The organism is Micromonospora rosaria (genome assembly GCF_001567585.1).
Classification (GTDB): Bacteria; Actinomycetota; Actinomycetes; order Mycobacteriales; family Micromonosporaceae; genus Micromonospora; species Micromonospora rosaria.
The window spans coordinates 1-1098 of the sequence record NZ_LRQV01000310.1; the positions used below are offsets into that span (position 1 = coordinate 1).

The following is a 1098-nucleotide window of genomic DNA, read 5'->3' on the forward strand; positions in this document are numbered from 1 at the left end:
CTTGGGCTCAACCGGTGGTTGCAACACCGATGTCGATCACCTTCGTTGGCCCGTGCGGAGGTGGTCATATGGCCAAGAGGTTGTCCGGGGCGGAACGGGAGCAGATCGGCCTGGGTCGGGCGGCGAAGTTGTCCATCCGGGAGATCGCACGGCGGTTGGGCCGCTCGCCGTCGACGGTCAGTCGTGAGGTCGGTCGTTTCGAACGCTACGGACAGACGTACCTACCCTCGCAGGCGGACTGGGCGGCGTGGCTGCGGCACCGCCGCACGAAACGGCCTGCCAAGCTGGCCGGTGACGGCCCGCTGCGACGGCTGGTGATCGATCTGCTGCGGCAACGCTGGTCGCCGCAGCAGATCGCCGCCCGCCTCCGACGCGACCACCCCGCCACACCGGAGCTGCAGGTGTCACACGAGACCATCTACCAGGCCATCTACCTGCAGGCGCGAGGGAACCTGCGAGCCGAGGTGTCCCGGCAGGTGGCCCTGCGTTCCGGCCGGGCCGCCCGACGCCCTCGCGCCCAGGCCGCCGCAGCGATCCGGTCACACCGCCCCTGGCTCGGCCTCAACATCGCCGCCCGCCCCGCCGACTCCACCGACCGGGCAGTACCCGGCCACTGGGAAGGCGACCTCCTCGAAGGCGGCCGAGGACCCACCGGCGGATCCGCCATCGCCACCCTCGTCGAACGACACACCCGCTTCGTCATCCTGGTCAGCCTGCCCGACGGCAAGGTATCCGAGCAGGTCGTGACACGCCTGGCCGCCGCCATGCGATGGCTACCCCACCGACTCCTGGCCTCACTGACCTGGGACCAGGGACCCGAAATGGCCCGCCACGCCCAGTTCACCATCACCACCGGCTGCCCCGTCTACTTCTGCGACCCCCACAGCCCCTGGCAACGCGGATCCAACGAAAACACCAACCGACTACTCCGCCAGTACTTCCCCAAAGGCAGCACCGACTTCCGCACCATCGACCAAACCCATCTCGACGCCGTCGCCGACCAACTCAACCACCGCCCCCGACACACCCTCGCCTGGGACACCCCCGGCGAGAGAATGTCTCAACTCCTCACCGTTGCAACCACCGCTTGAGACCGCC

The 1098-nt window shown here is 68.9% G+C and carries 1 protein-coding gene; it reads left to right on the forward strand.

All coding sequences use genetic code 11. The features are described 5' to 3' along the window. Positions 1 to 68: 68 nt before the first annotated feature. Positions 69 to 1091 carry an IS30 family transposase gene (locus tag AWW66_RS32245; RefSeq protein ID WP_067374621.1) on the forward strand — a complete coding sequence of 341 codons (1023 nt, stop codon included), beginning with the start codon at positions 69 to 71 and terminating at the stop codon, positions 1089 to 1091. Positions 1092 to 1098 lie beyond the last annotated feature (7 nt).

Bases quoted from the DNA above. Each gene is read 5' to 3' on its own strand.
- AWW66_RS32245 (WP_067374621.1), top strand. From the start codon at position 69: ATGGCCAAGAGGTTGTCCGGGGCGGAACGGGAGCAGATCGGCCTGGGT.